Source organism: Orbaceae bacterium lpD01 (assembly GCA_036251705.1).
GTDB classification, from domain to species: domain Bacteria; phylum Pseudomonadota; class Gammaproteobacteria; order Enterobacterales; family Orbaceae; genus Utexia; species Utexia brackfieldae.
Map to the genome: position 1 here is coordinate 2,156,768 of CP133959.1, position 25,816 is coordinate 2,182,583.

Consider the following 25,816-nt stretch of genomic DNA (forward strand, 5'->3'; position numbering starts at 1 on the left):
TGAACATTACAAGTTAAATAAAATCAAGCATTTAACAGTGAAATAATAGGGTTTAATGAACAGTGGGTACTTGGGTGATTAAATGAATGATATTAAACGATATAAACTTGTAGCAACAGAAAGCAGTAGAAATGTTATCGAGTGTGACGACGGGAATTGGGTGCGTTACTCTAATATCGAACAATTTGAGAGCAGAATCAAACAAGCGCGGATTGAAGCGCTTAAATCACTATTGCCCCACACTAAAAAAATATTCCAAGGGTCATGCGAAGTCGTGACCGTTCGTGATATTGAATTGAAAATTAAGGAGCTGACCGATGACAAATAAGTATAGCAAATTAAGTGATTACGAAATTAATGTCTTAATTATTGATACTAAAGAGCCGAACAATCGTTATCACTTTAATAATTATCCCGATCAATCAACAGCGTGTTACTGGACGGGAGATGGAAGCAATGGTCCAGATTATGCTGATTTTTGCTATAGCTATCAAGATGCTTTCCGGTTGATGATTGATAACAAAATCAATTTAATTAAAGGAAAAAATGCGTGGTTTGCTGAGGATGGCGAAAGGTTAAGCGCTGTTAATGTAAATCCATGTCGAGCAATTGCTGAGTGTTTTTTATTAATCAAAGATACTGAAAAGACAGATGATCATCAATTAAAGCCATGTCCGTTCTGCGGCGGTGAACCTAACGTAAATAGAATCGAGCCACACCAACATGAACACGCTACTTTTATGCCGGATTGTTCCGAATCATACACAATAGAATGTTTTACATGTGAAGTTGGGATGATTTCTGATAGTTGGGATGATGTAGAAAAAAGATGGAATAAACGGAGTAAAGACAATGGCTGATATTATCGATGCAGCAAACGATACTGTGCAAATTAGTATAGAGTCTGCGTTAAAAAATAGAATCCCGGGAAAAACAATATGTTATAAAGTATGTCGCAATTGTGACGAGCCAACACCAGACGGGCTAGCATTCTGTGATTCTGATTGCCGTGATGACTTTGAAAAAAGAAACAAGTGAGCTTGATATGCATCAATATTTAAAAGCAGAGGAAGCCGCGGCATATTGTCGTATGCATTCTGTGACACTGAAATATAAAGCAAGAAAAAAACAAATCAAGGGATATAAGCCGGGAAAGGAGTGGTTATTCCTGAAATCTGATCTTGATTATTATATGCAGCAAGGAGAAAATGCGCCTCGGCAAGAGGTGCTTCAACGTGACAATAAGGAGTTTTCTAAATGTCAAAAAAGAAACCTATCAGCATCAGTTTACGCGGTAGCATCTGGCAATACTCGTTCTCACTCCCGGACGGTTCCGGCAGAATACGCCAAAGCTCTCGGACTACAAACAAAGAACAAGCTTTAGAATTAGCGGCACGAGAGTATGACCGATACTGGCGAGAGAGAAAGTTAGGAGATAGACCGGATTATAGCTGGCTTGAAGCTGTATTTACATGGCTTGATGAAAAGCCTGAACGAAAAGAAAAAGTACAATATCATTTAAAATGGCTTAATCCATATTTGCATGATAAAAAATTAAGTGAAATAAACAAAGATTTAATAAACTATTTGAAGGAGGAAAAAAGGAAAGAAGGCGTTAAAAATCGTACAATTAATGCGATTTTGCAGCAAATACGCGTTGTTTTACGGTGCGCTTATGACAATGATATGATTGATAAAGTTCCTTCAATTAAGCTGCTGCCAGAACCTTCAGTTAGGCAAGTCATATTATCAGAAGCTCAAGAGCAAAAGCTAATAAGTGAACTTCCATCACACTTAGTCCCAATTGTCCTTTTTGCACTAGCAACAGGATTAAGAATGTCAAATGTAACTGGGCTGCATTGGGATCGAGTTGATTTAGAGAAGCGTCATGCGTGGGTTAACATTGGTGATGGAAAAGTAAAATCACGCGGCATTGGTGTTCCGCTAAATAGTCTCGCTATTGCTGTTCTTGAAAGCCAGAAAGGCAAACACCCAGTCAATGTATTTACTTACAAAAGTAAACCCATAAAAAACGGCGCATCAAAAGCTTGGAGAGCAGCGAGAAAACGGGCTGGGTTGGAACATATTACTTTCCATGACTTGCGCCACGTTTGGGCATCAAGACACGCAATGAATGGGACATCCGCATTTGCTTTGCAAGATTTGGGAGCTTGGAGTAAGGCGGACACGGTAAGACGATACGCACATTTATCATCAGCTCACCTTCTGGCGCAGTCTGAAAACTCAGTGAGCACTGACACAAATCTGACACAATCATTTCTACACTAGTGAAAACTTGGGGAAGTTATTTTTAAGTGTTTGAAATTAAATAAGATTTGGTGGAGCTAAGCGGGATCGAACCGCTGACCTCTTGCATGCCATGCAAGCGCTCTCCCAACTGAGCTATAGCCCCACTTGATGTTGGAAGGAAATCAAGCGCAATAATATGAAACTGTATTGCGCCTGTCAATCATTTTAAAGCAGATATTGGCAGAATGATAGGTTACTGCTGATTAAGTAACCAATCTGCTTAATTTTAACGCGTGATAGGATCCTGATCGGCGCCTTCCACTTCCACTTTCTGCTTGATAAAGTGCTCTCGGCTCGCGCCCAATTTCAGTGACATATAAGCGGCCACATAAATCGATGAGATCGTACCAAGTAAAATACCAATGGCAAGCGTTTCCGAGAATCCTCGTAACATACTGCCGCCCCAGATATATAAACACATTACCACAACGAGGGTCGTCCCGGAGGTCATCAAGGTTCTGCTCAGTGTTTGCGTCAGTGAGATATTGACCACATCATACGGTGAAGCACGACGGATTTTTCTGAAATTTTCACGAATTCGGTCAAATACGACAATGGTATCATTGAGCGAATAACCAATGACCGATAGCAACGCAGCAATAATCGTTAGATCAATCTCGCGCTGGAATAACGAGAGATAGCCGACGGTGATAACTACGTCATGCGCCAGTGCCACAACAGCACCGGTACCGAAGCGCCACTCGAAGCGGAACCAGATATAGATAAGGATACACACCAGTGCAGCCAAAATCGCCAGAATACCATCCTGAGCGAGTTCAGCTCCAACGGTAGGTCCAACAAACTCAACCCGCTTGAGTGTGGCATTTTCATCAATTTTAGTATGCAGTAACTCTGAGAGTTTGGCACCTAGCTGTGCGCCTTCAGGACCACTCACCGGCGGCAGACGAATAATCACATCCTGACTACTACCGTAGTTTTGTACAACCGGATCATGATAACCTGCTTGTTGCAGGGTCAAGCGAATTTGATCAATATCAGCCGGTTTACTCAAGCTAATTTCAACTGATGTTCCGCCTGTAAAATCAAGTCCTAAATTAAAACCTTTTACAAATACCACAACAATTGATGCAACAACTAGCAGCATCGATAAGATAAAAGAGATTTTACCAAAACGCAGGAAATCAAATACGCGTCGGCCATGATTCAGCTGTTCAACGCTGATAACTGCAGGCTCAGCCTGAACCAGAGTTTCTGGTTTATTCGTCATCTTTATAACTCCCAAACAGATAATTTATTGATACGACGTTTGCCATAAATCAAATTGACTAACGCACGCGTACCAACAATTGAAGTAAACATAGATGTTAATACACCAATACCTAACGTAATCGCAAAGCCTTTAATCGAACCAGTACCAACCGCATACAGAATCGCAGCGGTGATTAAAGTAGTAATATTGGCATCAAAAATACTATTCCATGCTCCGGCATACCCTTCACTGATCGCTTGCTGAACGCTGCGACCATTGCGTAGCTCTTCTTTAATTCGCTCATTGATCAGTACGTTGGCATCAACGGCCATCCCAACGGTTAAGACGATACCGGCGATCCCCGGCATACTCAGCGTTGCGCCTGGCAGTAAAGACATGATACCGACAATCAGTACTAAGTTAGCCATTACCGCTAAACTCGCAAAAACACCAAACAGACGATACACAATCAACATAAAGACCACTGAAATCACCAGCCCCCAGAAACAGGACTCCAGACCTTTGATGATATTCTCTTGGCCCATGCTTGGCCCAACGGTACGCTCTTCAATAATTTGAATCGGCGCAATCAAGGCACCAGCACGTAATAAGATAGAGAGTTGACGTGCCTCTTCAGCCGTTGAGATACCGGAAATTTGAAAACGATCACTGAAAATATCCCGAATACGTGCAACATTAATCACTTCTTCTGATTTTTCCAGAATCGCGCGATTATTCTCATCTTTTTGACCGCTATCTTTGTATTCAACAAATACGGTGGCCATCAGCTTATCTTTGTTGTTTTGGGTAAAATTAAACATTGTTTTACCGCCAGCACTATCAAGACTAATATCAACCAGTGGTTCGCTATACTGTCCCAAACGTGAGTTAGCATCCACAATATGGTCACCGGTCAGAACGGTTCTTTTAAACATCAGCACTGGCGTACCATCGCGTTGATGTTTAATTTCAGAGCCATAAGGTGGTTTGACTTTGCCTGATAAGATCCCCACCATATCTAATGAAGGGGTCTCATTGACTTGTCTAAACTCTAACGTTGCCGTTGCACCTAAAATCTGTTTAGCTTGCGCGGTATCTTGAATACCCGGTAACTCAACCACGATACGATCAGCGCCTTGACGCTGCACAATCGGCTCAGCGACACCGAGTTGGTTCACACGATTACGAATAATGGCAGTATTTTGCTGAACAGCATCAGTTTTAGCTTGTTGTAATCTCGCTTCGCTAATACCCACCAACAGGGTGTTATCACTTTGTGGTTCAACCACAAAGTTTTGTAATTTTGCAAAATAAGTTAAGGCAATATTTCGTGAATTTAAATCATTAAAACGCACAATCAGTTTGTCATCACCCGATTTGGTAATTGAAGTATAGGTAATTTTATTTTCTTTGAAATCGGATTTTAAAATTTCAGAGGCTTGCTCTAATAATTTGTCTAGCGCTGTTGTCATATCCACTTCCATCAAGAAGTGTACACCACCTCGTAAATCGAGACCGAGCTTCATCGGTTCAGCACCAATAGCACTTAACCAAGCGGGCGTAGCCGGCGCTAAGTTAAAAGCGACGATATAATTTTCACCCAATGCACGCGTTAAGGCATCTTTTGCTCTTAATTGTTCATCACTACTGCTAACGCGGATTAAGATAGAGTTATTTTCAAGGGCGATGGAGCGACTATCAATCTGATTCTCTTCAAGTACATTTTTAACTAAATCTTGAGTTTGCACATCGACTGTAACACCTCGAGAACCGGAGATTTGAATAGCGGGATCTTCACCATAAATATTTGGAAGTGCATAAATAAGGCCGGCTAAAATAATGCCGACCAACATAATATACTTCCACAAAGGATAACGATTTAACACAATTATTTTCTCTTGTGGGGGTTAATGACTTAAACTAAATCAGTTTGTCAATTAAAGGGACTTGATGGTACCTTTAGGTAACACTGCCGTGATAAAGTCTCTTTTAATTACAACTTCGGTAGTATCATTTAATTCGAGTGATACATAACCATTTTCGTTTACTTTCGCAACACGGCCGATTAAACCACCATTTGTTAAAACTTCATCACCTTTAGCAATCGATGACATTAAATTACGCTGTGCTTTGGCACGTTTTTGTTGTGGACGTAAAACCATAAAATAGAAAAATAGACCAAATACCACTAGCATAATTGGGAAAAAATACGGATTAGTTTCAGTAGCGGCACCTGAATCTGCGAAAGCATTAGAAATAAAAAAACTCATTGCGATTCCTCTTTGAATTGAATGACTAAAAACGACACGATAATATACCAAGCTCTGGATTATAGCACAGCTAAGAAAACAATTTATAGTAATAAAACGCAATCGAATCAGGTTATTCAATATAAAAGAATAAAATAAAAACCGCGAGGAAAGAGATCAATAAGTCAATTTATTGATCTCTATATAGAGAAATTAAGGAATTAAGTAGCGCGCCGAGCTCACTAATATAAAGAGTGGCTGAGGATAGATACCACAAAATAGAATCAATAAGGCCGAAATAATCACAATAATATCATTGCGTTTCATCGCCCTGATATTCGGCGTTGCGGTTGTCTGCTGCTCGCTATCCGATAAAGAGATATCCGCTTTATCACTTCTTAAATAAAGATTGATAATCAAGCGCGTATAAATATACAAACCGAGCACACTACCAATTACAATCGCGGCAATTAACCACCAAAGCTGGGCTGTAATCCCTAATAACAGTAACGAGAATCGCCCAATAAAACCGATAGTGAGCGGCATTCCCGCCAATGAAAGTAAGCCTATTCCCATTGCCAGTGCCATGATCGGTTTACGCCAGAATAGTCCGCGTAAATCCATCACCATCTCTTTATCACGATTCTGCAGTGAGCTCGATTCCATACTGATCACCCCAAATACACAAATATTCGAGAGTATATAACCAATCAGGTAAACACCGATAGTTTCCAGCGCCAGTACTTGATACTGCACCGCAATCAAGGCGACAAATAGGTAGCCAAAGTTAGCAATCGAGGTATACGCAATTAAACGCTTGATATTTTCCTGCATTAACGCAAAGAAGTTACCCACTAAAATAGAGCAGAAAGCCATAATGATCAGAATTAACTGAATAGTTTGGTTGTTTACGATCGGTGCCAATAGGAACAGACGCGCGATTGCACAGAAGATAGCCATCTTACCGACGGTCGATAAAAATAGTGAGACCGCCGTTGGCGCACCTTGAAAGACATCTGGCAGCCATAACTGAAAAGGCACGAGTGAAAGCTTGAATCCGATACCTATTAACATTAAGCATACACCAGTTAATAGTAGCGAACTTAATTCTGGTTGGGTGGATAACTGGAAGCTGAGACCACTAAACGTTAATTCGCCGGTCGCCGCATAATAAAAGGCAATCCCCATCAGTAAAAATGCCATTGCAACCGCCGAGAGCACCATATATTTGATGACCGCTTCAATGGAATTCTTCTGTGAATATTGGAAACCAATTAAACCAATTAATGGCGTCGATAACAGTTCAACACCAATAAACAGTGAGATCAAATGACTAGAGTAAGCTAATATGACTCCACCCAAGGTAGAGAAGAGCATAATCAAATAAAACACACCTTGATTAGCAAAATTACACTTAAACCAGCTGTAGGCAAAAGAGGCCACAATAATACTAATCATTAAAATGAGTCCAGTATAGAGTAAGCCATATCCATCATAGGTAAATAGCGCCGTTACATAAGTGGCTTGCCATACTCGACCCGTCGCATTTTTAACTACGATATCAGTATTTAAATCATCATCTGAGAGTAACTCGACCGAATCAGCTGTGGGTTGTAAGTTTTGCGGTATTTCTGGCGCCGGAATAACCTCATTTGGATGAATAGGCTCAGGCACAGCTGCTGAGTGTTGAGGCTCGTCCGAGGTTGCCATCGGTGCGGCATCAGCCGAAGTTGAGACCTCCGGTGTAGTTGGTTGGGTTGATGCCGGTTCAGCGGTTGATGCAGTTTCTGCCGTAACTTCTGGCGTAGTAGCCACTTCAGCTGAACTTTGCAGTATACTGCCCACCTCGGCAGGTGTAGGTGCGGGCGTTTTATTGCTCTCAGTATTGTTGACAATCGCAGGTGCAGAAATGATTAAATGATTTTCCAGACCCGCCGACTGTTTCAAAGCACCACTGTGTAACTGATAACCCAGAATAACGGTACCAATGAGGGCTAAAAACAAGCTCCCCACAGCAAACAATGCGCATGTTTTCGTCGTCACTCTTAATAAGAGCAACATCAGCAACAAAATAATGATGGCAATACCAATAATAAGCATTGGCGCCAAATAATATAATTCAAATGATATTGCGTTCATCATAAACTAAGCCCCTTCCTTAATCATTATCATTTGACTACCTTCAAGATAATATTGAATTTTATTGATAATTGGATATGAGGTATCTAATATCATTTGTGGATAAACACCGATAGCCACTAAAATAAGCACTAACAACATCAGCATAGCGATATCCTGCTTGGCTAAAGCTTTATAAATAACTGAAATTTTCACCGTTTTTGAGGTAGTTAATCCATAAAAAATCGGCTGCATACGAATCAATAAAGCGATCGATACTAGCAGTAAACCAAAGGCGAACAGGACACTCATCATGGCATATTTGGTATAACTACCAAATAGTAGCATCAAATTGCCGACAAAATTGGCCGTACCCGGGATACCAAAAATGGCTAACACAAAAAAGACCGTAAACGCCGGTAAATAGTTAACCACCCCACGCAAACCAATAAATTGCTTAATATTACGGGTAAGGTAACGTTCAGTTAATAAGCCACTGACCATAAATAGACCGGTTATGGTTAGACTAATCGCAATTAATTGAATAATAATACCTTGATAGGTCAGTATATTACCCATATAAATCATCGCGGTTAAAAAGCTCATTAAGGCCACATGCACATAAGCAATGAGTTTCTTAATATCTGTTTGTGTAAAGGCTAACAGGGCAAAATAGAACAGTGAGCACAAAGCAATGCCCATCACGACTGGTGCAAAAGCTATCGATGCATTAGGGAACATCGGAATAACAAAACGCAGTAATCCATAAATAGCGGTATTGGTTAACAGACCACTAATCATCATTGAACCGGTTGTTGAGGACTCAATGTGTGCATCAATAAACCAACCGTGGAAAGGCAGTAATGGCATACGCACAATAAAAGCAAAAAAGAAACCGAGCATCAGTAAAAATTCGGCGCTTGACGAAATCGGCGTATTGGTCAAGACAAAATAGTCAAAGGTCCAATTTTTAGATAAGCTTAAATTCATCAAGGCTAAAGAGATAACCGAGATCAGCATTAACAAGCTGCTTAACTGGGTAAAAATCAGGAACTTGCTGGCCCCATTAAATCTCAGCTGAGCATTTGAATCGCGTCGCCCCCATAAAACAATTAAGAAATAGAGCGGTATCGCGATCATTTCCCAAAACAGGAAGAAGAGGAATAGATCAACGGCAATCAGTAAACCAATCACACCTGAGGCACACCAAAGCAGACAGAGATAATATAAACCAATATTGGCATGTTTCTCTTTCCCTGAATACACAATCACCATTAAGGTTAAAAAGACACTCAACAGCACCATGATAATGGATAATCCATCCAGCATTAAGTGAAAACGAATACCTAAAAACGGTATCCATTCGATGTTCAGATCTTTTTGCCAAACACTATTAGAATAAAAAGCCTGCAAACACTCATGCCAGTAACAAAGAATAATCATCAGTTCAATCACCATAGTGATTATAGCAATCCATTGTACGCCTGAGCAGAACCATCTCTCTTTCAACCATTGGATGAAAGAGTTCGTTTTAGTTAAATTAGCGGTTTGCTCATCAGTCAAGATAAGGTTATTCGATCTTCTGGCAAAAAAGATTGAAACTAACCAGCTAAGAATACCGCCTATCATCGGTAAAAATATCAGTAAAGATAACACTGCGAACAGCTTCCTTTATAATTGTTAATACGATTATGTTTGAACGACTATACAAACACCAACAATAATAGAATGAATAAAGCACCGGCGACAATAGAAGTAATGTACCAACGAAGATGGCCATTTTCTAATTTTGCAATGCGGATATTCATTTTACGAATAATTTGAGGAATCACGCTTAACCAAACATTAATCGGATCCTTTTGCACCATCTTTGCAGCAAACAGATAAGGGGCAACAAACAGAACATGATATATCCACTCGGTTCGCCATCCACTATACCATAGTTGGGTTAATGCTTTACCTAACGGACTACCGGCAATCTCAGTAATCTCATTATTTTTACCCGCATATAAGATATAAGTTGTCAAAATACCCAATATTGTCACGGCAGCTAAAAGTAGCTGGAAGGAAAACAGACCATCTTGGTTTAAAACAGATACCGGTAGAAAACCTTCGGTCGGTAGAGAGAACGAGTTGAACACACCTAATGACAGAATGACTAAAATAGATAACGGCACATAAATAGCCCGCGATACTTTGGTGGTCTTGGGTGATGTTTGTCGATGGCGATTATGAAACAGAATAAAAATCAGCCTAAAGACAAATAAGGTTGATAATAAAATACCAACCAATCCAATTGCACTAAAACCGAGGCGTCCTTTCATAAAGGTCGCCCATAAAATATCACCTTTGGTGTAGAAGCTCGCCGTTAACCATGGCACCACACTAAACGAAGCACCGGCCATCACAAAACAGAAGTAAATAAATGGATAAGCCCGGATCTTCGCGCCCATTTTCTGAATATTACGCTCACCATCACAAGCCTGAATCATGGAGGCGGAAGCTAAAAACAGTAAGGCACTAAACACAGTGTAGTTAATCAAATAGATTAAACCTTCGTTCCAGGCTTGTACTGAGATAGCTAAAAAGACATAACAGATCTGACTTAGACTGGCATAAGCAATAACACGTTTTATATCATTTTGCACCAGCGCCGAACAGGCAGAGAAAATCAACGTCAATGAAGCAACAATCCCAATAATCCAAAGCACATCGTTTGACATCACAAACAAGCCATTCAGACGCATCACTAAGTAAACGCCCGCTAACATTACCGACGCTGAGTGAATGAGGGTTAATGCAGGCATAGGTGCGGAGCTACTATCGGTTAACCAAATATGTAGCGGTAGCTGTGCTGATTTACCAATCGCCCCTAAAAATAACATCAGCGTAATCCAATAAATAATTTCAGAATCAATCGCCAAACGATCGGTGGCTAATGCGATAACGGCTTTGATATTTAAGGTATGTAGCTCGCCATAAATCAGAAATAGACCAATCAGTAAAAAGATATCGCCAATATGCATGACAATAAAAGTGCGCACGGCAGCATAGCTACTTTTCAGCTGTTTATGATGAAATCCAATCAATAAATAACTACACAGACTCACCCCTTCCCAACCAATTAACATCACAAACAGATTATCAGCCAGGATGAGGACCAGCATACTGGCAATCAATAAATTGCCGTAAGCAAAGAAGATATAGGATTCATTTTTACTCATGTAGCCGATGGCAAACAGGTAGACCAGAAAACCAATAAACGCAACAATCAGTAAAAAGGTTAATGATAAACCATCGAGTAATAAAGAAATAGCAATACTAAAATCGTTGACGGAAAACCAGCGCCATAAATAGCGAGTATAAACTAACATACTATCTGGCTGAATATTGTTATAAAAATCGATAGTAATAAAAACCGATAATAAGCAGACAAGACCAATCGCGCTAATACCAATAACCGCAAGATTTCCGCGATCTAACCGTCGCCCAATAAAAGCCAAAATCAGAAATGAAATTAACGGAATTAGAATAGTAAAATAGATTAAGTTCATCCTTTCATCTCACTCAACGAATCAATATTTAATGTTTTTCGGCGATGGTAAAACTGTAACAATAGCGCCAGTCCTACACAGGCTTCAGAAAGTGCCGCACTAATCGCTAGAATAGAGATAATCTGACCATCAAACTGTTGCCAATGATAACCTGCGGCAATTAACGCTAAAATCGCCCCGTTCATCATAATCATCAGACTCAGTAGAACAAATAACAAATTACGGCGGATCATCACACCCAATAGTCCAACCACAAACAGTGCTGTTGCCAGCATCAAACTATGCATTAAAGGGATCATTTATTATTTCTCATCCTCTTCGTTAATCGGTAACTCCTCGGTCTCACACGCCAAGCCATCCTCATCGGCTGAAATATCATGCGCAAAATGATAAGCAACCACTAAGCCACCTAAAATCAGTAACGCGGCTAATTCAATTACTAAAATATAAGGCCCGAGCAAAATATCACTCATAGAGAACAAGCTATCACTATTTTTTGTTGGACCGAGTGATTCATAGTCAGTACTCGCAATACTAAAAATAAGTGTCACAAATAAGACGAAGATTAAGATCAATGGACCTAACCATACTTTTGGTGTTAAGCTCTGTCTTTCTTGCTGTTTAAAGTGAGATGAATTCAGATCCAGAAAAGAGATCACGGAAATAAATAAAATACTCGCGGCGCCAATAAATAAAATCAACTCAAGTGCAGTTGAAAAATAAGCGCCAAGAGAGAGAAAAATAACCGCAGACGCCAGCAAGGAAATGATTAAATAAAGTAACGCGCTAAAAGAAGACTTGCTACTAATAACTTTGATGCTCGCTGATATAGCAATCAAGCCAGCAATATAAAATATTGAAACCATGAATTAATCCAACTCTATTTCTATGTTGATATTCTTATGCTTATTACGTTAAATGTCTAGATAAATGAGCACTATTTTAAACTATAATTAAAACGACTAACACTAAAATTAATATAAGATTTTATAATTTAATCTTATTTACTGAATATACTACATTAATATTTGAGATGATTTTCACGTTAAAGAGGCAGTCATGACTAAACAATATGTTGCAATGAGAAGTAATGTAAATATGCTCGGTACCCTACTAGGTAACGCAATCAAACGTGCAGTCGGTGAAGATGCATTTGATTTAATAGAAGAAATTAGAGTTCTTTCGAAAAAAGCGCAACAAGACGATAGTCAAGCTCATCAACAATTACTGCAAAAAATAAAAAACTTAACCAATGAAGAGTTACTGCCAGTCGCACGAGCGTTCAACCAGTTTCTCAATTTAGTCAATACCGCCGCAGAATATTATGGTATCTCACCGCATGGTGAAGCAGCCAGTAGCCCGCAAAAACTGACCTCATTGTTTGAAACTCTAAAAGAGATGGATTTAAGCGAACAAACACTTGATGAGGCCATCAAAGGTTTATCGATTGAACTGGTATTAACCGCGCATCCGACAGAAATTAATCGCCGCACCCTGATTAATACCTACACCTCAATTAATAACTGTTTAGCCGAGTTAGATCATAACGATCTGGCTGACTATGAAAATGATCGTATTATGCGCCGTTTACGCCAGCTAGTTTGTCAGGCTTGGTATACGGATGAGATTAGAAAACAGCGACCGACCCCGATTGATGAAGCTAAATGGGGCTTTTCTGTTATCGAGGATAGCCTTTGGGATGGCGTTCCACTGTTTCTGCGCGAATTTAATGATCAACTCGTCAACGCTTTTGATAAAGAGTTACCCGTTGAAGCAGTACCGGTTAAATTTACCTCTTGGATGGGTGGCGATAGAGATGGCAACCCAAATGTCACGGCAAAAGTGACTGCACGTGTCATGCTGCAAGCACGTCTTAAGGCCGTTGAGCTATTCCTAAAAGATATTCAGTTACTGATTAAAGAGATCTCAATGGCCACCTGTACACCTGAAGTGCTGGCCCTAATTGAAGATAAAGAGAGCCCAGAACCCTATCGCACGCTATTAAAATCATTACGAGCACGCTTAGTAAAAACACATGATTACCTCATCGCATTAATTAATGAAGAAAAAGTGATTAAACCTAAAGAAGTACTCTTGAATAATGAGGCGCTGTGGACACCACTCTATATTTGTTATAACTCATTGATAGCCTGCGGGATGTCGATTATTGCCCATGGCCCATTACTTGACACTTTAAGACGAGTACGAAGTTTTGGTTTACAGCTACTGAGTCTTGATATCAGACAAGATAGCTCGCTGCATACAGAAGCGTTAGATGCCTTAACCAAAGAGCTACAATTAGGCAGTTATCAAGATTGGAATGAGCAACAAAGACAAGCCTTTTTGCTTCAGGAGCTACAATCAAAACGTCCACTGTTACCTTTAGACTGGCAACCAGAACAAAGTGTTAAAGAGGTTTTTGATACCTGTAAAGTCATCGCTTTATCCGAGCAAGATGCGATTGCCAGTTATGTCATCTCAATGGCTAAAGCACCTTCCGATATATTAGCGGTTTATCTGTTACTGAAATCAGCAAATTGCCAGAAAAATATCCCGGTTGTCCCGCTATTTGAAACATTAGATGATTTAAATAATGCTAACGATATTATGAAGGCGTTACTCAGCATACCTTGGTATCGAGAGAAAATTGCCGGTAAACAGATGATCATGATCGGTTATTCCGATTCAGCTAAAGATGCCGGGACATTGGCCGCTTCTTGGGCACAGTATCGTTCACAAGAAGCCTTAGTCAATACCTTTGAAGCCGAAAATATTCATCTGACTTTATTTCATGGCCGAGGCGGTACTATCGGTCGTGGCGGCGCACCCGCACATGCAGCCTTACTTTCTCAGCCTCCAGGTTCACTTAAAGGTGGCTTACGGGTGACCGAACAAGGTGAAATGATCCGCTTTAAACTGGGCTTACCGGAAGTTGCTTTAAGTAGCTTAATGCTCTATGCATCCGCTATTTTACAAGCCAATTTACTGCCGCCGCCAGCCCCGAAACAAGCTTGGCGCGACCTGATGGATGAGATGTCTGACTCCTCTTGTACCTGTTATCGTCAATATATCAGAGGAAACCCACAGTTTATTGACTATTTTCGTTCGGCAACGCCCGAAGCCGAATTGGGCCGTCTACCTTTAGGATCAAGACCGCAAAAACGTCGCACTGGTGGCGGAATTGAAAGTCTACGTGCAATTCCATGGATCTTTGCCTGGACACAAAATAGGCTGATGTTACCGTCATGGTTAGGTGCAGGTACGGCGCTAGTTCAAGCCATTGCACAACATAAAGAGTCACTGTTAAAAGAGATGAATCGTGACTGGCCATTTTTTACTACGCGACTGGGTATGTTAGAAATGGTCTATGCCAAAGCCGATCCAGCCGTTAACCAGTACTATGAAAAGCGGCTGGTTGATCCCGAATTATGGCCGCTTGGCGATAAGTTACGTCAACAGTTACAGGAAGATATTGATGTCGTTTTAAAAATCACCGATGATGAGAGTTTGATGGCCGATTTGCCTTGGATCGCCGAATCGGTTGCACTGCGTAATACTTATATTGAACCGCTCAATTTATTACAAGTTGAATTGCTTGAGCGTTCACGACAAAAAGAGGGCAATGATCAGTTGGTAGAACAAGCCTTAATGATCACAATATCTGGCATTGCAGCAGGTATGCGCAATTCCGGTTAAAACAACATCATCCCAAATGGATCTCTCTTTATATTATTGCATTTAATATAAACAAAAAACCCGCTATAAAGCGGGTTTTAAACCATTTGCCGCCAGACATATTCTGTCATCACTGCGTCAACTATTCGCTATATCATTAGCACTTGCGCATAACCCATTTTGGACTGGGTTTAATCTTATCTTTTCTCTGCATATAACAAAGCCCAGTATCTCACTGGGCTTTATCACTTTAATTAAAGTCTGGCGGTGTCCTACTCTCACATGGGGGAACCCCACACTACCATCGGCGCTACGGCGTTTCACTTCTGAGTTCGGCATGGGGTCAGGTGGGACCACCGCGCTATTACCGCCAGACATATTCTGTTTGCTCTTCAATCATTAAAAACAAGCTTACTTCAAAACTTTCACGAATCATAAAACAACTCAGAGTTGTAAGGTTAAGACCTCGGTTCATTAGTATTGGTTAGCTCAATGCATCACTGCACTTACACACCCAACCTATCTACGTCCTAGTCTCGAACGGACCTTACTGATTCTCATCATGGGAGAACTCATCTCCGGGCTAGTTTCGCACTTAGATGCTTTCAGCGCTTATCTATTCCGCACGTAGCTACCGGGCAATGCCATTGGCATGACAACCCGAACACCAGCGGTGCGTTCACTTCGGTCCTCTCGTACTAGAAGCAAACCCCGTCAATTCTCCTGCGCCCATGGCAGATAGGGACCGAACTGTCTCACGACGTTCTAAACCCAGCTCGCGTACCACTTTAAACGGCGAACAGCCGTACCCTTGGGACCTACTTCAGCCCCAGGATGTGATGAGCCGACATCGAGGTGCCAAACACCGCCGTCGATATGAACTCTTGGGCGGTATCAGCCTGTTATCCCCGGAGTACCTTTTATCCGTTGAGCGATGGCCCTTCCATTCAGAACCACCGGATCACTATGACCTACTTTCGTACCTGCTCGAACCGTCGCTCTCGCAGTCAAGCTAGCTTATGCCATTGCACTAACCTCCTGATGTCCGACCAGGATTAGCTAACCTTCGTGCTCCTCCGTTACTCTTTGGGAGGAGACCGCCCCAGTCAAACTACCCACCAGACAGTGTCCGCAATCCCGATTAGGGACCTACGTTAGAACATCAAACATTAAAGGGTGGTATTTCAAGGTCGGCTCCACGCGAACTGGCGTCCACGCTTCATTGCCTCCCACCTATCCTACACATTAAGGCTCAATGTTCACTGTCAAGCTATAGTAAAGGTTCACGGGGTCTTTCCGTCTTGCCACGGGTACACCGCATCTTCACGGCGATTTCAATTTCACTGAGTCTCGGGTGGAGACAGCCTGGCCATCATTACGCCATTCGTGCAGGTCGGAACTTACCCGACAAGGAATTTCGCTACCTTAGGACCGTTATAGTTACGGCCGCCGTTTACTGGGGCTTCGATCAAGAGCTTCGCTTACGCTAACCCCATCAATTAACCTTCCAGCACCGGGCAGGCGTCACACCCTATACGTCCACTTTCGTGTTTGCAGAGTGCTGTGTTTTTATTAAACAGTTGCAGCCAGCTGGTATCTTCGACTGACTTCACCTACGTCCGCGTGGGATTTCAATTACCATCAGCGTGCCTTCTCCCGAAGTTACGGCACCATTTTGCCTAGTTCCTTCACCCGAGTTCTCTCAAGCGCCTGAGTATTCTCTACCTGACCACCTGTGTCGGTTTGGGGTACGATTACATATGACCTGAAGCTTAGAGGCTTTTCCTGGAAGCAGGGCATCAGTTACTTCACAACCTTAGTTGCTCGTCATCACACCTCAGCGTCTTAGTGACCGGATTTGCCTAATCACACGCCTACATGCTTAACCCATCATCCAATAGATGGTAAACCTAGCCTTCTCCGTCCCCCCATCGCAGTCACACATAGTACGGGAATATTAACCCGTTTCCCATCGACTACGCCTTTCGGCCTCGCCTTAGGGGTCGACTCACCCTGCCCCGATTAACGTTGGACAGGAACCCTTGGTCTTCCGGCGTGCGGGTTTTTCACCCGCATTATCGTTACTTATGTCAGCATTCGCACTTCTGATACCTCCAGCAGACTTCTCAATCCACCTTCTACGGCTTACAGAACGCTCCCCTACCCAATATGTTATTCACACATTGCCGCAGCTTCGGTGCATAGTTTAGCCCCGTTACATCTTCCGCGCAGGCCGACTCGACTAGTGAGCTATTACGCTTTCTTTAAATGATGGCTGCTTCTAAGCCAACATCCTAGCTGTCTAAGCCTTCCCACTTCGTTTCCCACTTAACTATGACTTTGGGACCTTAGCTGGCGGTCTGGGTTGTTTCCCTCTTCACGACGGACGTTAGCACCCGCCGTGTGTCTCCCACGCTCTACTCATCGGTATTCGGAGTTTGCATCGGGTTGGTAAGTCGGGATGACCCCCTAGCCGAAACAGTGCTCTACCCCCAATGGTAATACGTGAGGCGCTACCTAAATAGCTTTCGGGGAGAACCAGCTATCTCCCGGTTTGATTGGCCTTTCACCCCCAGCCACAAGTCATCCGCTAATTTTTCAACATTAGTCGGTTCGGTCCTCCAGTTAGTGTTACCCAACCTTCAACCTGCCCATGGCTAGATCACCGGGTTTCGGGTCTATACCCTGCAACTTAACGCCCAGTTAAGACTCGGTTTCCCTTCGGCTCCCCTATTCGGTTAACCTTGCTACAGAATATAAGTCGCTGACCCATTATACAAAAGGTACGCAGTCACACATACTAGTACATGCTCCCACTGCTTGTACGTACACGGTTTCAGGTTCTATTTCACTCCCCTCGCCGGGGTTCTTTTCGCCTTTCCCTCACGGTACTAGTTCACTATCGGTCAATCAGGAGTATTTAGCCTTGGAGGATGGTCCCCCCATATTCAGACAGGATACCACGTGTCCCGCCCTACTCTTCAAGCTTCCACGCAATGGCTTTCGTGTACGGGATTATCACCCTCTATGATCGGACCTTCCAGACCGTTCCACTAACTCATTACGCTACCCGCTTTGGGCTCCTCCCATTTCGCTCGCCGCTACTTTGGGAATCTCGGTTGATTTCTTTTCCTCGGGGTACTTAGATGTTTCAGTTCTCCCGGTTTGCCTCATTAACCTATTTATTCAGTTAATGATAGTGCACAAGTGCACTGGGTTTCCCCATTCGGACATCAACGGCTATTACGCCTTTTATCGGCTCACCGTCGCTTTTCGCAGATTAACACGTCCTTCATCGCCTCTGATTGCCTAGGCATCCACCGTGTACGCTTAATTTCTTAACCTTACAACTCTTAGTTGTCTCAGTTTTTTTCGCTTTCCTCAAACCCTTAGCTATGCCATACAGCATGCCGCAGATCCGAGAACTCGTTTCTTTCAGCTTGTTCCTAATTTTTAAAGAGCTATATTCATCAGTACACCTTAATGTACTTATCAATATTTTTTACGAGAAATATGGTGGAGCTAAGCGGGATCGAACCGCTGGCCTCCTGCGTGCAAGGCAGGCGCTCTCCCAGCTGAGCTATAGCCCCATATATTCACTGCATTTGTCATTTCGCCTACATTTAGCTAGCGACACTCTACCAATACATCATCATAACTCAGCTTTCGCCTCATTATTTTCAGTCATTGGTGGGTCTGAGTGGACTCGAACCACCGACCTCACCCTTATCAGGGGTGCGCTCTAACCACCTGAGCTACAGACCCAAATGCGTGTTTTCTCTATTTTCAAACAAACAATCTATGTGAACACTTACAGGCTCTTCGTAGTAAGGAGGTGATCCAACCGCAGGTTCCCCTACGGTTACCTTGTTACGACTTCACCCCAGTCATGAATCACACCGTGGTAAACGCCCTCCCTAAGGTTAAGCTATCTACTTCTGGTGCAACCCACTCCCATGGTGTGACGGGCGGTGTGTACAAGGCCCGGGAACGTATTCACCGTAGCATTCTGATCTACGATTACTAGCGATTCCGACTTCATGGAGTCGAGTTGCAGACTCCAATCCGGACTTAGACGTACTTTATGAGGTCCGCTTACTCTCGCAAGTTCGCTTCTCTTTGTATACGCCATTGTAGCACGTGTGTAGCCCTGGTCGTAAGGGCCATGATGACTTGACGTCGTCCCTGCCTTCCTCCACTTTATCAATGGCAGTCTCCTTTGAGTTCCCGGCCTAACCGCTGGCAACAAAGGATAAGGGTTGCGCTCGTTGCGGGACTTAACCCAACATTTCACAACACGAGCTGACGACAGCCATGCAGCACCTGTCTCATAGCTCCCGAAGGCACTCCCGCATCTCTGCAGGATTCTATGGATGTCAAGACCAGGTAAGGTTCTTCGCGTTGCATCGAATTAAACCACATGCTCCACCGCTTGTGCGGGCCCCCGTCAATTCATTTGAGTTTTAACCTTGCGGCCGTACTCCCCAGGCGGTCGATTTAACGCGTTAGCTCCGGAGCCCAGGGGTCATGCCCCCAAACTCCAAATCGACATCGTTTACAGCGTGGACTACCAGGGTATCTAATCCTGTTTGCTCCCCACGCTTTCGCATCTCAGCGTCAGTATTTGTCCAGAAGGCCGCCTTCGCCACCGGTATTCCTCCACATCTCTACGCATTTCACCGCTACACGTGGAATTCTACCTTCCTCTACAATACTCTAGATGACCAGTTTTAAGTGCAATTCCCAGGTTGAGCCCGGGGCTTTCACACCTAACTTAATCATCCGCCTACATGCCCTTTACGCCCAGTCATTCCGATTAACGCTCGCACCCTCCGTATTACCGCGGCTGCTGGCACGGAGTTAGCCGGTGCTTCTTCTGTAATTAACGTCAATGGTAATACCTATTAGATATTACCCCTTCCTCATTACCGAAAGTACTTTACAACCCTAAGGCCTTCTTCATACACGCGGCATGGCTGCATCAGGGTTTCCCCCATTGTGCAATATTCCCCACTGCTGCCTCCCGTAGGAGTCTGGACCGTGTCTCAGTTCCAGTGTGGCTGGTCATCCTCTCAGACCAGCTAGAGATCGTCGCCTAGGTGAGCCATTACCCCACCTACTAGCTAATCCCATATGGGTTCATCAAATGGCGCATGGCCCGAAGGTCCCATGCTTTGGTCTCTCGACATTATACGGTATTAGCAGTCGTTTCCAACTGTTGTCCCCTTCCATTCGGCAGATCCCCATACATTACTCACCCGTCCGCCACTCGTCAGCAAGAGCAAGCTCTCCTGTTACCGTTCGACTTGCATGTGTTAAGCCTGCCGCCAGCGTTCAATCTGAGCCATGATCAAACTCTTCAATTTAAAGTTTGATGCTCAATAATGATTTCTGACATATTCAAATGAATCTTCAGTGTCACTTATCAAGACTTAATTTTTTAAAGTCTGTCGACTTAATTTCTTTCGTCCTGTAAGTGCCCACACAGATTGTCTGTTCTAATTTTTAAAGAGCGGGTAGTGATAACTACCTGAAAGAGGTGCGTATACTACGCTGCCAAACTTTCTATGTCAAGCCGTTTTACTAGCTGAACATAATTTATTATGATTTAACAGAATAAGTATATTTGCTAAACCAGTGACGCAGAATTATAAGACCTAATTTTACTTTAGCAAGGAAAATATAATAAAAACTATCTAACTGTAGAAGCTTTATACAACATCTAAAGGAATTGTACAATAATTAGTTAAATTATAGCCAGATAACGTTGACATTAAAGCAGCAACATCGTGATCAAATCTTGTGCTCATCACTTGATTTTGACTATTCTGTTGAGATACAACACTATTATTAATCTGATAATTTAATAAAGATTGTACACGTGAAGCTATCGCGTATCCTGAATCAACGAAGTTCACTTGCGGGAAAAGCAGCTGAAGTTCATCTTGAATAAACGGATAATGTGTACAACCTAAAACAATCGTATCAAGCGGTTTAGCCAAGTTTAACCAGGGTGCCATCAGCTGAGATAACTGCGTCATATCAACTGGCTGTCCATGCAGCTTATTTTCAGCAATAATAGCTAGCTCAGATAAACCTAGCATCTGAACATGACAATCTTGTGCAAACTCTTCGACTAACCTGGAGGTATAGGCGCGCTTTATGGTAGCTTTGGTGGCTAACAGTCCGATCAATTTATTACGGCTGATTTTTGCAGCCGGTTTAATTGCCGGCACGACACCAACAATCGGAAAAGCAAATTGATTTCGCAGCGCTGGCAAACAAATAGTACTTGCGGTATTACAAGCAATAACCGCAATATCAATCGAATGAGCAGATTGAACATGGCTAATCACTTGTGTCACGCGCTCAATAATCACCGCTTCTGATTTATCACCATAAGGAAACCCTTGATTATCAAAGACATAAATATAGTGCAGATTCGGCATTAGCAGCCGAATCTCATCATAGACACTCAATCCCCCTACTCCGGAATCAAATATTAGTACAGTTGGTTGTTTATCTTTTATATTAGAACTCATAGGATAATGTCATCGAATATTCACGTTCTGGCGCTGGATATCCTATAGCAGTTTCATACTTTTTATCAAATAAATTAGCAATTTTTCCACTAACAATAATATTTTTGACGATTCGATATGAGGCTGAAATATCCCAAACACTATAACTATCGATTGGCTGAACTTTACCGTAGTCTCTGCTTTGTCCCTTATATAAATAGGCAAGCGAAAACTCAATCTCATTTATTGTTGCATCAAGTTGGTATTGAAAGTTCTTGTGCGGACGCTTTAATAACAGCTCGCCATTTGCTTTGCGCGCATCAATATATTCAAAGGTCGCATTATGGTGAACCGGACCCGTATCAAAATTAAGATTAAACTCAATTCCCTTAATATTAGCATTATCGATATTTTCATAGGTTGAGGTCCAGTCAGAGAGTGATTTCCACTGGATCAAATCTTGCACTTTATTATAGTAGGCTGAGGTACGCCAGGCAAAAAGATCATAGTCAGCAGATACACCTAACTCCCACTGACGACTGGTTTCAGGCCTTAAATCTGGGTTACCGATTACGCCCCATGCACCATCATAGATCTCGCCAAAAGTCGGGGCTTTAAAAGCGGTGCCATACGATAAACTGATGCGATGATTATCGATAAACTCCCATTCACTCGCCACTTGCCAGGTTGCATGACGGCCATATTGCTGATCATCGTCAAGGCGGACCGCCGTTTCAAGCAAAACAGTGTTTAGCTGTTTTTGCCCTGTGAGATAAATTCCCGTATTATTTTTCGAATGAGACGTCAATATACCGCCAGAACCCGCACCAATCTTATTCGCATAAAAATCGACGCCACCACTGATAATGGCACCTTGAGCAAGACGATAAGTATTTCCCCACTGTATACTTTGCTGCGTAACATCATTGGGCGCTGTTGAGTTTTTACCTTGAATATGATTAAAATTAAAGATCTTATATTGACGAAAACTGGTGACTAACTGAGAGGAGTAATTTTCGTTTTGATATTGCAAGCCCGTATCATAATTATGGGTATAAATATTGCTTTCATTATAATAGCCATCATATTCAACATTATTACTATTACCATACCCACGAATAAATCCGGTTACTTCATTAGAAAATTGATGCTTAAGGCCTAGCCACAGCGATTTTTCACGAAAACCATCTTTATCTGGCTCATTGCTTTGTGGCATTACATTATAACCTGTCGTTGATTCATAGCCCCCAGCCAGCGATAACGTCGTTTTATCAGTGATATCTTGTCTGATAGCGGCATTATAGTTTTGATAAGCTTGAGAACCATAGGTTGCATTAATTTTACTAACAGGAGAATCAGATTCAGTAATGATATTAATCACACCACCAATCGCGTCTGAACCATATGTTGCAGCGTGCGGACCACGAATATATTCAATCCGCTGGATAAGTGCGACTGGAATTTGGCTTAAATCAGTATTACCCATAATCGTCGCACTCGAGGGAATCCGAATACCATCTATCAAAATTAATACATGTTTACTCTCATTGCCGCGAATAAATACAGAGGCAACTTGGCCTCGGCCACCTGCCTGAGAAACGGTTACGCCGGGTAAACGTCTTAAGATTTCCGGCACTGACTGAGTTTGCCAACGATCAATCTCCGCGCGGGTTATCACATTGATTGGCGCGACAACCGAAGAGATCGGCTGTGCAAAGCGGTTGGCGGTCACCACTAAAGTGTTGTGCGATGTTGTTTCTGCAGCTATTGCCACAGAGGAAGTTGAGCTAATAACAGCGAGCCCAAATATTGTTTTCATATTCATATTGAATTAAGCATCCGATTACAGAGACAAGGATGCCGCAAGCGAGCATTGTAGGCGCGACAATGTTCAATTTAGCGACGTGAAACTGGTAGGTCTTCGGACTGAGAGCTTGATTAAACAGCAACTTCCCACATTTTTAAAATGCAGTGTTATCAGGCTATGTTTAAACTCATCACCGCTGCGCGTCAGTTCTGGTATTACACCAGATTCCCTTTTAACAATAACAATATTGACCAATTAGGGGGCATCTTATAGTGATTCAATAAAGATGTCCAGACGTCCTTTTCATTTACTCAACAAATAAGCCACGTTCATATATCGCCCTATCAGACATAACTTGCCTCTCACTATTTTAACGATAAAATAGAATAAGAAACTGAATTTATCCTGAATGCTCTCATATTGAATGCGCATGAAGTCAGTGCCACAGGATAACGACTCAATCGTATAGTTTGCTCAGCTAAGGACCTCAAGTCATGAAGGAAGATTTACATCAACAGCGTCATCAGCTACGTCAACAAAAACTGAAAGCAAAAGTAGATGCTCGGATTCAGGCTGCAACTGAAAGTCGCGGTATCGTTATTATCTATACAGGCAATGGTAAGGGGAAAACGACCGCCGCATTTGGTACAGCCCTGCGCGCTTTAGGACATGGTCTGAAAGTTGTCGCCATTCAGTTTATCAAAGGTCAGTGGCAAACTGGCGAGCAAAAAGGGCTCGAATCATTGGGCGTTGAATTTATTCAAATGAAAACTGATTTTACCTGGGAGTCACAAGATCGCGTGCAGGATAACATTGCTGCGCAAACGACTTGGCAACAGGCGAAACAAAAGTTACAAGATGACCAAGTTGATTTGGTTATCCTGGATGAATTAACCTATATGGTGACCTTTGATTATATCGATCTGGATGAAATTATTCAGGCTATCAAGCAGCGTCCTTCACATCAACATGTAATTATCACTGGACGCGCCTGCCATCGCACGTTGGTTGAACTTGCTGACACAGTGAATGAAATTAAACCGCTCAAACACGCGTTTGATGCAGGTATTGCTGCACAAATAGGCATTGAATGGTAATGTTCAAAATACGTAAAAGACAAGATAATGCTGGTATTCTGAGATAGAATTTATTAGAATAGCCGTCTAGATGTTAATACTGCTATATTTTTTAAATTGACTGAATAAAGGTAATATCATGACAACCACTCTTTTTACTTCGGAATCTGTTTCAGAAGGCCATCCAGATAAAATCGCTGATCAAATCTCGGATGCGGTATTAGATGCAATTTTAGAACAAGATCCTAAAGCACGCGTGGCATGTGAAACCTATGTTAAAACTGGCATGGCACTGGTTGGTGGTGAAATCACTACTTCAGCTTGGGTTGATATCGAAGAGTTAACCCGTAAAACGATTGCCAATATCGGTTATACGCATTCTGACATGGGATTTGATGCACGCTCTTGTGCGGTTCTCAATGCTATCGGCAAACAGTCACCGGATATTAATCAAGGTGTTGACCGACAAGATCCGCTCGAACAAGGTGCTGGTGACCAAGGCATTATGTTTGGCTATGCCAATAATGAGACGCCTGAATTAATGCCTGCGCCAATCCTTTATGCGCATCGATTAATGGAACGTCAAGCTGAAGTGCGTAAAAATGGGACCTTACCTTGGTTACGTCCTGATGCAAAAAGTCAGATTACCTTTAAATATGAAAATAATCTTATTCAAGGTATTGATGCCGTTGTACTTTCAACCCAGCATGCTGAATCAATTGGACAAAAAGATCTACATGAAGCGATCATGGAAGAGATTATTAAACCAGTATTACCGGCTCAATGGCTATCCTTATCAACGAAATATTTTATCAATCCAACCGGTCGTTTTGTGATTGGCGGCCCGATGGGCGACTGTGGTTTGACCGGACGTAAAATTATTGTGGATACCTATGGCGGTGCCGCGCGTCACGGTGGTGGTGCATTCTCAGGTAAAGATCCATCTAAAGTAGACCGCTCTGCCGCTTATGCTGCGCGTTATGTGGCTAAAAATATTGTTGCTGCGGGCTTAGCTGATCGCTGTGAACTCCAAATCTCTTATGCGATTGGTATTGCCGAACCAACCTCTATCATGGTTGAAACATTTGGAACCGAGAAAATCGCATTAGATAAAATCGTTACATTAGTCAAAGAGTTCTTCGACTTACGTCCATACGGTCTGATCAAAATGTTAGATTTAATTCGTCCAATCTACTTAAAAACAGCCAGTTACGGTCACTTTGGTCGTGATACCTTCCCTTGGGAGAAGACCGATAAAGCTGAATTATTGCGTGAGGCCGCGGGATTAAAATAATC

Annotated in this window: 16 protein-coding genes, 3 tRNA genes, 3 rRNA genes and 1 riboswitch; of the genes, 6 read left to right on the forward strand and 16 right to left on the reverse strand. The window is 42.4% G+C overall.

The genetic code is table 11. From position 1 onward, the window contains the following. Positions 1–82 precede the first annotated feature (82 nt). From RHO15_09795 to RHO15_09805, 3 genes are all read left to right on the forward strand, one after another. Entirely contained in the window at positions 83–328 is a 246-nt protein-coding gene (locus RHO15_09795; GenBank protein WVD63747.1) for a hypothetical protein, read from the forward strand. After that, positions 318–860 carry a Lar family restriction alleviation protein gene (locus tag RHO15_09800; GenBank protein WVD63748.1) on the forward strand — a complete coding sequence of 181 codons (543 nt, stop codon included), beginning with the start codon at positions 318–320 and terminating at the stop codon, positions 858–860. The genes RHO15_09795 and RHO15_09800 overlap by 11 nt, the downstream gene beginning before the upstream one ends. 397 nt (positions 861–1,257) lie before the next feature. Further along, the gene (locus RHO15_09805; GenBank protein ID WVD63749.1) at positions 1,258–2,289 is read left to right on the forward strand and encodes a tyrosine-type recombinase/integrase; all 1,032 of its coding nucleotides are present in this window, start codon (positions 1,258–1,260) and stop codon (positions 2,287–2,289) included. Positions 2,290–2,337: 48 nt separating this feature from the next. On the opposite strand, the gene RHO15_09810 is transcribed toward RHO15_09805, so the two are convergent. The 9 genes from RHO15_09810 to RHO15_09850 all read right to left on the reverse strand — a co-directional run bounded on the left by RHO15_09810 (position 2,338) and on the right by RHO15_09850 (position 12,307). Beyond that, positions 2,338–2,413 (reverse strand) — tRNA-Ala (locus tag RHO15_09810). A gap of 123 nt (positions 2,414–2,536) precedes the next feature. Then, positions 2,537–3,538 carry a protein translocase subunit SecF gene (gene secF, locus RHO15_09815; GenBank protein WVD63750.1) on the reverse strand — a complete coding sequence of 334 codons (1,002 nt, stop codon included), beginning with the start codon at positions 3,536–3,538 and terminating at the stop codon, positions 2,537–2,539. Positions 3,539–3,540: 2 nt separating this feature from the next. Next, positions 3,541–5,406, reverse strand: a complete 1,866-nt coding sequence (gene secD / locus RHO15_09820) for a protein translocase subunit SecD (protein ID WVD63751.1) — start codon at positions 5,404–5,406, stop codon at positions 3,541–3,543. A 51-nt stretch (positions 5,407–5,457) separates the two neighbouring features. Continuing rightward, a complete protein-coding gene (gene yajC, locus RHO15_09825) occupies positions 5,458–5,790 on the reverse strand; it encodes a preprotein translocase subunit YajC (protein WVD63752.1) in 333 nt (110 codons plus the stop codon). A gap of 192 nt (positions 5,791–5,982) precedes the next feature. Further along, positions 5,983–7,911: an NADH-quinone oxidoreductase subunit NuoN gene (gene nuoN, locus RHO15_09830; protein WVD63753.1), complete on the reverse strand. Its 1,929-nt coding sequence runs from the start codon at positions 7,909–7,911 to the stop codon at positions 5,983–5,985. A 3-nt stretch (positions 7,912–7,914) separates the two neighbouring features. After that, entirely contained in the window at positions 7,915–9,543 is a 1,629-nt protein-coding gene (locus tag RHO15_09835) for an NADH-quinone oxidoreductase subunit M (GenBank protein ID WVD63754.1), read from the reverse strand. Between the two features lie 47 nt (positions 9,544–9,590). Beyond that, positions 9,591–11,441, reverse strand: coding sequence for an NADH-quinone oxidoreductase subunit L (locus RHO15_09840; GenBank protein WVD63755.1), 1,851 nt, complete (start codon positions 11,439–11,441; stop codon positions 9,591–9,593). Continuing rightward, positions 11,438–11,740, reverse strand: a complete 303-nt coding sequence (nuoK, locus tag RHO15_09845) for an NADH-quinone oxidoreductase subunit NuoK (protein WVD63756.1) — start codon at positions 11,738–11,740, stop codon at positions 11,438–11,440. Before nuoK ends, RHO15_09840 begins: the two co-directional genes overlap by 4 nt. 3 nt (positions 11,741–11,743) lie before the next feature. Beyond that, a complete protein-coding gene (locus RHO15_09850; protein WVD63757.1) occupies positions 11,744–12,307 on the reverse strand; it encodes an NADH-quinone oxidoreductase subunit J in 564 nt (187 codons plus the stop codon). A 193-nt stretch (positions 12,308–12,500) separates the two neighbouring features. On the opposite strand from RHO15_09850, the gene ppc reads away from it, so the two are divergent. Beyond that, entirely contained in the window at positions 12,501–15,137 is a 2,637-nt protein-coding gene (gene ppc, locus RHO15_09855) for a phosphoenolpyruvate carboxylase (protein ID WVD63758.1), read from the forward strand. Between the two features lie 238 nt (positions 15,138–15,375). On the opposite strand, the gene rrf is transcribed toward ppc, so the two are convergent. The 7 genes from rrf to btuB form a co-directional block, all read right to left on the reverse strand. Then, positions 15,376–15,491: ribosomal RNA gene (gene rrf / locus RHO15_09860) — 5S ribosomal RNA — on the reverse strand. Positions 15,492–15,570: 79 nt separating this feature from the next. Continuing rightward, positions 15,571–18,460 (reverse strand): 23S ribosomal RNA (locus RHO15_09865). 170 nt (positions 18,461–18,630) lie between these two features. Beyond that, a tRNA-Ala gene (locus RHO15_09870) sits at positions 18,631–18,706 on the reverse strand. A gap of 98 nt (positions 18,707–18,804) precedes the next feature. Further along, a tRNA-Ile gene (locus tag RHO15_09875) sits at positions 18,805–18,881 on the reverse strand. A 63-nt stretch (positions 18,882–18,944) separates the two neighbouring features. Next, positions 18,945–20,482, reverse strand: a 16S ribosomal RNA gene (locus RHO15_09880). Together the 16S, 23S and 5S rRNA genes with 2 tRNA genes alongside form the textbook arrangement of a ribosomal RNA operon. A gap of 345 nt (positions 20,483–20,827) precedes the next feature. After that, on the reverse strand, positions 20,828–21,658 hold the full coding sequence (gene murI / locus RHO15_09885) for a glutamate racemase (GenBank protein WVD63759.1): 831 nt from the start codon (positions 21,656–21,658) through the stop codon (positions 20,828–20,830). Next, positions 21,648–23,456, reverse strand: coding sequence for a TonB-dependent vitamin B12 receptor (gene btuB / locus RHO15_09890; GenBank protein ID WVD63760.1), 1,809 nt, complete (start codon positions 23,454–23,456; stop codon positions 21,648–21,650). The genes murI and btuB overlap by 11 nt, the downstream gene beginning before the upstream one ends. Before the next feature lie 75 nt (positions 23,457–23,531). Further along, a riboswitch (cobalamin riboswitch) is annotated at positions 23,532–23,715 on the reverse strand. 223 nt (positions 23,716–23,938) lie between these two features. On the opposite strand from btuB, the gene cobO reads away from it, so the two are divergent. Both cobO and metK read left to right on the forward strand, forming a co-directional pair. Continuing rightward, positions 23,939–24,541 (forward strand): cob(I)yrinic acid a,c-diamide adenosyltransferase, encoded by a 603-nt coding sequence (cobO, locus tag RHO15_09895; GenBank protein ID WVD63761.1) that lies wholly within the window; start codon positions 23,939–23,941, stop codon positions 24,539–24,541. Between the two features lie 115 nt (positions 24,542–24,656). Further along, complete coding sequence (gene metK / locus RHO15_09900) at positions 24,657–25,814, forward strand: methionine adenosyltransferase (protein ID WVD64997.1); 1,158 nt, start codon at positions 24,657–24,659, stop codon at positions 25,812–25,814. The last annotated feature ends 2 nt before the right edge of the window (positions 25,815–25,816 follow it).